Annotated in this window: 6 protein-coding genes; all 6 read left to right on the top strand. The window is 53.0% G+C overall.

All coding sequences use genetic code 11. The annotated features are described in order from the left end of the window. Positions 1–707 precede the first annotated feature (707 nt). The 6 genes from DES54_RS15105 (at position 708) to DES54_RS15080 (ending at position 6,369) form a co-directional block, all read left to right on the top strand. Positions 708–1,616 carry a LysR family transcriptional regulator gene (locus tag DES54_RS15105; protein WP_113868781.1) on the top strand — a complete coding sequence of 303 codons (909 nt, stop codon included), beginning with the start codon at positions 708–710 and terminating at the stop codon, positions 1,614–1,616. 265 nt (positions 1,617–1,881) lie between these two features. Beyond that, on the top strand, positions 1,882–2,877 hold the full coding sequence (locus DES54_RS15100; protein ID WP_113868779.1) for an enoyl-CoA hydratase/isomerase family protein: 996 nt from the start codon (positions 1,882–1,884) through the stop codon (positions 2,875–2,877). Between the two features lie 123 nt (positions 2,878–3,000). Continuing rightward, a complete protein-coding gene (locus tag DES54_RS15095; protein WP_113868777.1) occupies positions 3,001–3,840 on the top strand; it encodes a beta-keto acid cleavage family enzyme in 840 nt (279 codons plus the stop codon). A gap of 50 nt (positions 3,841–3,890) precedes the next feature. Further along, positions 3,891–5,060 (top strand): thiolase family protein, encoded by a 1,170-nt coding sequence (locus DES54_RS15090; RefSeq protein WP_113868775.1) that lies wholly within the window; start codon positions 3,891–3,893, stop codon positions 5,058–5,060. Between the two features lie 2 nt (positions 5,061–5,062). Further along, positions 5,063–5,728, top strand: coding sequence for a 3-oxoacid CoA-transferase subunit A (locus DES54_RS15085; protein WP_169050516.1), 666 nt, complete (start codon positions 5,063–5,065; stop codon positions 5,726–5,728). Beyond that, positions 5,725–6,369: a 3-oxoacid CoA-transferase subunit B gene (locus DES54_RS15080; protein WP_113868771.1), complete on the top strand. Its 645-nt coding sequence runs from the start codon at positions 5,725–5,727 to the stop codon at positions 6,367–6,369. Before DES54_RS15085 ends, DES54_RS15080 begins: the two co-directional genes overlap by 4 nt. Positions 6,370–6,431 lie beyond the last annotated feature (62 nt).

Below are 6,431 nucleotides of genomic sequence, written 5' to 3'. Positions count from 1 at the left end.
AAAAATGTCAGACAATTTATTAAAACCGCATCACCTTTCCCAGGCAACAAACCTGGACTAACAAAAGTGGAGCGGTAATAGGCGCAGTTATTTAGTAAAATAGATGAATGCGTTGGCTATTATCATAATATTTTGTGCTAAACAAGAGTGGTTTTCATCCCTTCTAATATAGGCGCAATACGCTACTGTTAATGACTCAGCCGCATCTGATTTATCGCGTAAGGTTGTTATATCGTCTCGATTCACAGGGTTAAGTGAATAATGTCCTTCACCAGGGAAATCATATCAGAATTAGTGATGCTGTCATCGTATTGAGCCCGGACGAGGCGTCGGCTGACGAAGGAATATAATAATTTTTGGTAAGTTAGCATGTTGTTTTGCTGTTTCAATTGATCTGTATCGTTTCATCTGTTCCGTCGCGTCGTATGCCGGGGGTAATCATTCGAGCCGTGGGTAGGCGGCGATGTAACGAATCCCCCCGGACGCTGACGCCAGCATGTGACCAGAATGCACGACAAATCAGCCAGGCGCAGATTTGGACGCTGTTCATCGCGGTTCTTTAAGCCAGGTAACAAAACCCAACCCACCGGCAACGTGAAACAGGACGAGGATAAACGCTCTTTGATAGCTTTCACATTTAATGCAGTGCATATTCGCTATAGTGGTGACAATGCAAGGATTCATTTTTAAATGTGAAGAGTATCGTGATGAAAATACAACTGCTATATGAATTTATTCTGTTGTCAGAGTTGCTTAATTTTAGCCGGGCTGCGCAGAAAATGAATATGACTCAACCGGTGTTAAGTCGTCATATGAAATATCTTGAAGAACAATTTGGCGTTGAATTATTCAGACGCGATACGCACAGCGTTCAATTAACCTCCACCGGGAAGCTGTTTTCAGTGGAAGCACGAAAAATAATTTATCAGTATGAAAGTTCTCTCTCAATCATTAATACATTTACTGGTAAAAGTCGCCGCCGCTTAACCATCACGTTTCTGGGCGAAGCGATTCAACATGTTTTAATTAAATTCTTAAAACAGTTTCAGCGGAATAATACCGATATTGTTGTCGAGTGCCGGGATAGTGAACTGGATGAAGCACTACTTTTTCTGGAAGATCATCGTTGCGATTTAGGTTTTTTGATTCGACCTAATTTTCTGGAGAATACACGCTTCTGTTCCATGTCGTTTCAGACGGATCCCCTTTGCGTCGCGGTGAATAAGAATCATCCCCTGGCCGGACGGGAACGCGTGTCGTTAAAAGAGGTCAGCGAGTGGCCCATCATTCGCATCGATCCCAGGGAGTTTCTGCTATCCGAAGCGTACAGCACCCGCTTTTTTGATTGCTACAACATTCCGTTTACGCTGGATAAAGAGTATCCCAATCTTAAAACGTGTTGTTTTAATCTTGAGTTCAGGGATCGGGTGGCATTACTCATGCCGAAACACCGGGGATATTTATTGGGTCACAATTGCGTATTACTGGAAGTGATTGAAGAGGATTATTGGTTTAATCTGGAACTGGTGTGGGATAATAAAAACGCCAATCCCTGTATTGCTCATTTCTTGAATGCCTTTAAAGTATTTTTAAATAATAAACCCCTGCCAAACTGATTGTTCATTCATTATCTCCCCCCTCTCTCTTTAGTTTTTTTTAATCTTTTCCTACCAGCATAGGGAGTCGTATATGACTAATTGACAAAATAAACCGGGCAGCCATGTTCACGTAATGGTTATGTTGAAAATGCATAATAGAAAAAATAAAAAGAATTTCTCCCGGTTTTGGGGCGGTGATAGGTTTTTCATGTCGGGAAAAAACAGAAAAATACGCATCACGTCATTTTTCACCCATTACATAAAAGCAATAAAGGAGTTACTCATGGTGATTAAAGCCAATTATGAGTCTGATCACGACAAGCGTAAAGAAATGTCACATACGGAATTGGGGACGATCCCGCATATGCTTTTTGAGGAATATTCAGAAAAGCTCAAACACTGCTTCACCATGAAGCGCAAGAATGGAATTCTCGAAGCCCGGCTCCATACCAATGGCGATAGTTTGCAGTGGGGCGCGCCTGCGCATCAGGCCCTTCATTACTTCTTCGACTGGGCCGGCAGAGACCCGGATAATGAAATTATCATTCTGGGCGGTAGCGGCAAGGACTTCATGAAAGGCATCGGTCGGCTGGATGATAAGGGAAACTGGTTGCCGGCCACCGAGTTTGCCTCTGCGCCGGAACAAGCATGGAAAATGTATGAATATCAGTATTATGACGGCACAAATGATATCGAAGGACAGGTCTTCGACGTTGAAGTGCCGACGATTGGCGTATGGAACGGCGCCGCTTTCCACACGGATCTGGTGCTTTTCAGTGACATCACCCTGTGTACCGAAGACGCGTGGACAACGGAGATGCATTTCCGGGTCAATATGGTGCCCGGTGACGGCATCCAGATCGCCTGGCGCGAACTGATGGGCCGCAAGCGATACGCCTACGCGGAGTTGACCGGTGAAATTATCACCGCGCGTAAGGCCCTGGCCCTCGGCATGGTGAATGAAATCTGTCCTGATACCGAATCCTGCTACGACAGAGCCTGGGAAATCGCTGAACTGATCATGCGCACCGGCACGCGAGTCACTCGTCGTATTACCACTCAGCAACTGCGCAAAGCCTGGAAAGAAGATATCGCTAACGAACTGCGCAATGCTTTCGCCGCCGAAATGTTCGTGACGGCTACCGAGCACTCTCCCCACGAAGTCGACTACTGGAACCGGGCGCATGAAGAAGCCGAACTGGTCAAAGCGGCGGAGAAACGAGGCAAAGTCGTGCGTCCGCGCATCGGCGGCGGTCAGGAAGAAGACGAAATAAAGTAAGAACCGGCTGAACTCAACGGATACGGTGTCGTCGCTCATTGCGCACGCGGCGCTGGCCCGCATGATTAATGTCTGGTTAGTGATTGATTTAAATAAAAAATAAACTGTGAGCGGGGTAAGTCCATGAACACAGGCAACGACGTCATTATCTCCGCCGCCCTGACCGGTGCGGTAACATCGAAAGACATCAATGAAAATATTCCGCTGACGCCAGAGGAGATTGCCGCGGATGCTTACCGCTGCTGGCAACAGGGCGCCGCCATCGTCCATCTCCATATGCGTGACGAACAAGGAATGGGGACGATGGACTGCGATAGGTTCGCTGAAACCATCCGCTTGCTGCGCGGCTACCGTGATTGCGATGTGATCATCAACTGTACGACATCCGGCGATCATCGGGCCAGCGATGCGCAACGCATGGAACACGTTTCCCGGCTGGACGGGATTGAAATGGCATCCTGGGATGCCGGGTCGTTTAACTGGATGCCCGGCGGCGTGTTCGTTAATTCCCCGCAGTTTCTGGGCAAACTGGGTGAAATCCTGACGGAACGGGCGATAAAGCCGGAAGTGGAGATCTTCGACAGCGGCATGTTGGGCGTCGCTGGCTATTTTGTCGAGCAAGGCAAGCTGATGTCCCCTTTGCATTATCAATTCTGTCTCGGCGTGCCGGGGGGAATGCCCGCTACGGTGGAGAACCTGAACTATCTGGTTGCGCATATTCCCGCGGATGCCACCTGGTCAGCCTTTGGCGTGGGTAAACATCATCTGCCGATACTGCTCGCTACGTTGGCGCTGGGCGGACATGTGCGGGTGGGGTTGGAGGACAACGTCTATTTCAGTAAGGGCGTGAAAGCCAGCAATCCACAGTTGGTGGCGCGCGCGGCGGAGTTCATCCGATTGTCGGGAAAACTGGTCGCCACGCCCGCCAGCGCCAGACAAATCCTGGGGATCCGTCCTTTGTAGTTATCTCCTTATGCCGTTGTCCCCTTACGCGGCCACATCGGGAAAAGATTATGAAAGAAGCGGTGATTGTTTCGGCGGTTCGCACGCCGATCGGCAGATGCCGCGGCACGCTGGCGTCGGTTCCTGCGCATAGGCTGGGCGCGCGGGTGGTGGAAGAAGCGGTGCGTCGGGCCGGTATCGTCCCGGAAAGTATTGATGACGTTATCTTTGCCAATTTGATGAATAACGAAATCAACAATATGGGACGCATGGTGGCGCTGGAGGCAGGGCTGCCAATCTCGGTGCCGGGCATTACCCTTGATCGTCAGTGCGCCGCCTCGCTTAACGCGCTGGCCTATGGCGCGATTCAGATTATGGCGGGCTTTGCCGCAACCGTGGTTGTCGGTGGCGTGGAGAGCGATTCGCGTCGCCCCTGGTCGCTGGAGAAGACCGAAACGGCGTATTCGGTGCAACCGCCGCGCTTTGTGGATATTCATACCTCGCCGGATCGCCTGGGCAACCCTTCGATGGGGATGACGGCGGAAAATATTGCCCGGCGCTATGCGTTAAGCCGCGAAGAACTTGATGCGTTTGCGCTGCGCAGCCACCGGCTGGCCAGCGCCGCCTGGCAGGAAGGGCGCTTTGACGGACAACTGGCGCCGATTTCGCTGCCAGCCAGAAAGGGTCAGGACATCATTGTGCGCAACGATGAATCGGTGCGTCCCGACTGTTCGCTGGCGGCGCTTTCCTCCCTGCGTCCCTGTTTTTGCGATGACGGCGTGGTCACCGCGGGCAATAGCTCGCCGATGAGCGATGGCGCGGGAGCGCTGGTGTTGATGGAGCGATCGCTGGCGGAACAACAGGGGCTGGAAACGCTGGCGGTATTTCGCGGCTATGCCGTCGCCGGCGTCGATCCCAATTTCATGGGGCTGGGACCGGTGCCGGCGACCGCCAAATTACTCAAACAGACCGGATTGACGGTCAGTGATATTGACCTGTGGGAACTGAACGAAGCCTTCGCCGCGCAATCGCTGGCCTGCATTCGGGATATCGGCATGGATGCGCAGCGGGTTAACCCGAACGGCGGGGCGATTGCCCTGGGACATCCGCTTGCCGGCAGCGGCGCGATCCTGGCGACCAAAGCGGTTTATGACATGCAACGCCGTCACCTGAAAAACGCGGTCATCACCTTTTGCGTCGGCGGCGGTCAGGGTGTGGCGGTTCTGCTGACGAGGGAATGATGATGCCGGGAAAATTCGTTTCAACAGATGAAATCATCAGCCTGTTTCAGGACGGGCAAACGCTAATGTGCGGCGGCTTTGCCAATCATGGCGTACCTAATCGCTTGATCCAGTGCGTGATCGACAGCGGCGCGCGGCACTTTACGCTGATTGCCAACGATAGCGGCGATGCGGATCTGACGGTGGGGCGTCTGGTGCATTACGGTCTGGTGGACAAACTGATTGCTTCACATATCGGACGTAATACCGAAACCGTCGCGCTGGTCGCCGCCGGCAAGCTGGAACTGGAACTGGTGCCGCAAGGCAGTCTGGCGGAGCGGATGCGCTGCGGCGGGTCTGGGTTGGGCGGGATACTGACCAAAACCGGCATCGGCACCCTGGTGGAGGAGGGCAAGCAATGCGTGATGGTCGATGGCGAACGCTATCTGCTGGAAACGGCGCTGCGGGCGGATATCGGTCTGGTGCGCGCCCGTACCGCCGATCCGCTGGGAAACCTCACTTATCGCGGCACGATGCGTAACTTCAATCCGCTGGTGGCGAAAGCCTCGCGTCTGACGTTGGTGGACGCCGATATGCAGGTCGACGTTGATGAGCTTGGCGTGGACAGCATCATTACTCCCGGCGTGTATGTAGACAAGATTTTGACGATGCAAGGAGAACGGTTATGAACCCTCGCGACAGAATAGCCCGCCGCGCCGCGCAATATTTCTCGGACGGCGACGTCATCAATCTTGGCATCGGCATCCCCAGTTTATGCAGCGACTACGCTCCGCCCGGCGTGATGTTCCATACCGAAAACGGTCTGGTTGGCATGGGGCCGCTGGTGTCCGGGATTATGGCAGTGGAAGGGTTTTCCAACGCGACGGCGCTGCGCTTTACGCCAGTCCCCGGCGCCTGCGCATTTGACAGCGCCGAATCCTTTGCATTGGTGCGTTCCGGCAAACTGGCCGCGACGGTGCTGGGTGGATTGCAGGTGGCGGAAAACGGCGATCTCGCTAACTGGGCGCAGCCTGGCCGCGTGTTTGGCATGGGCGGGGCGATGGATCTGGTTAACGGCGCCCGCAACGTGATTATCACTATGGAGCTTTGCACCAAAGAGGGAAAACCCAAAATCGTCAAGGCATGCAGTTATCCGCTGACGGGCATAGGCTGTGTCGATCATATCGTCACCGAACAGTGCGTGATTGATGTCACGCCGGATGGACTGCTGCTGGTGGAATTGCTGGCGGGGCTGACGCCCGAAGATATTCAACGACAGGTCGAACCCCGCCTGCTGGTCGCCGAACGGTTGGCGACCCTGGCGGCTTAACGATGTCGCTTAATCATCGTGGCTTAACCATTGCTGTTTAACAGCGGCTGCGGTTCCACATT

The organism is Brenneria salicis ATCC 15712 = DSM 30166 (genome assembly GCF_003315515.1).
Taxonomy (GTDB): domain Bacteria; phylum Pseudomonadota; class Gammaproteobacteria; order Enterobacterales; family Enterobacteriaceae; genus Brenneria; species Brenneria salicis.
Note: the sequence above shows the minus strand (reverse complement) of the source record. Positions and strands in the feature narration are given on the sequence as shown.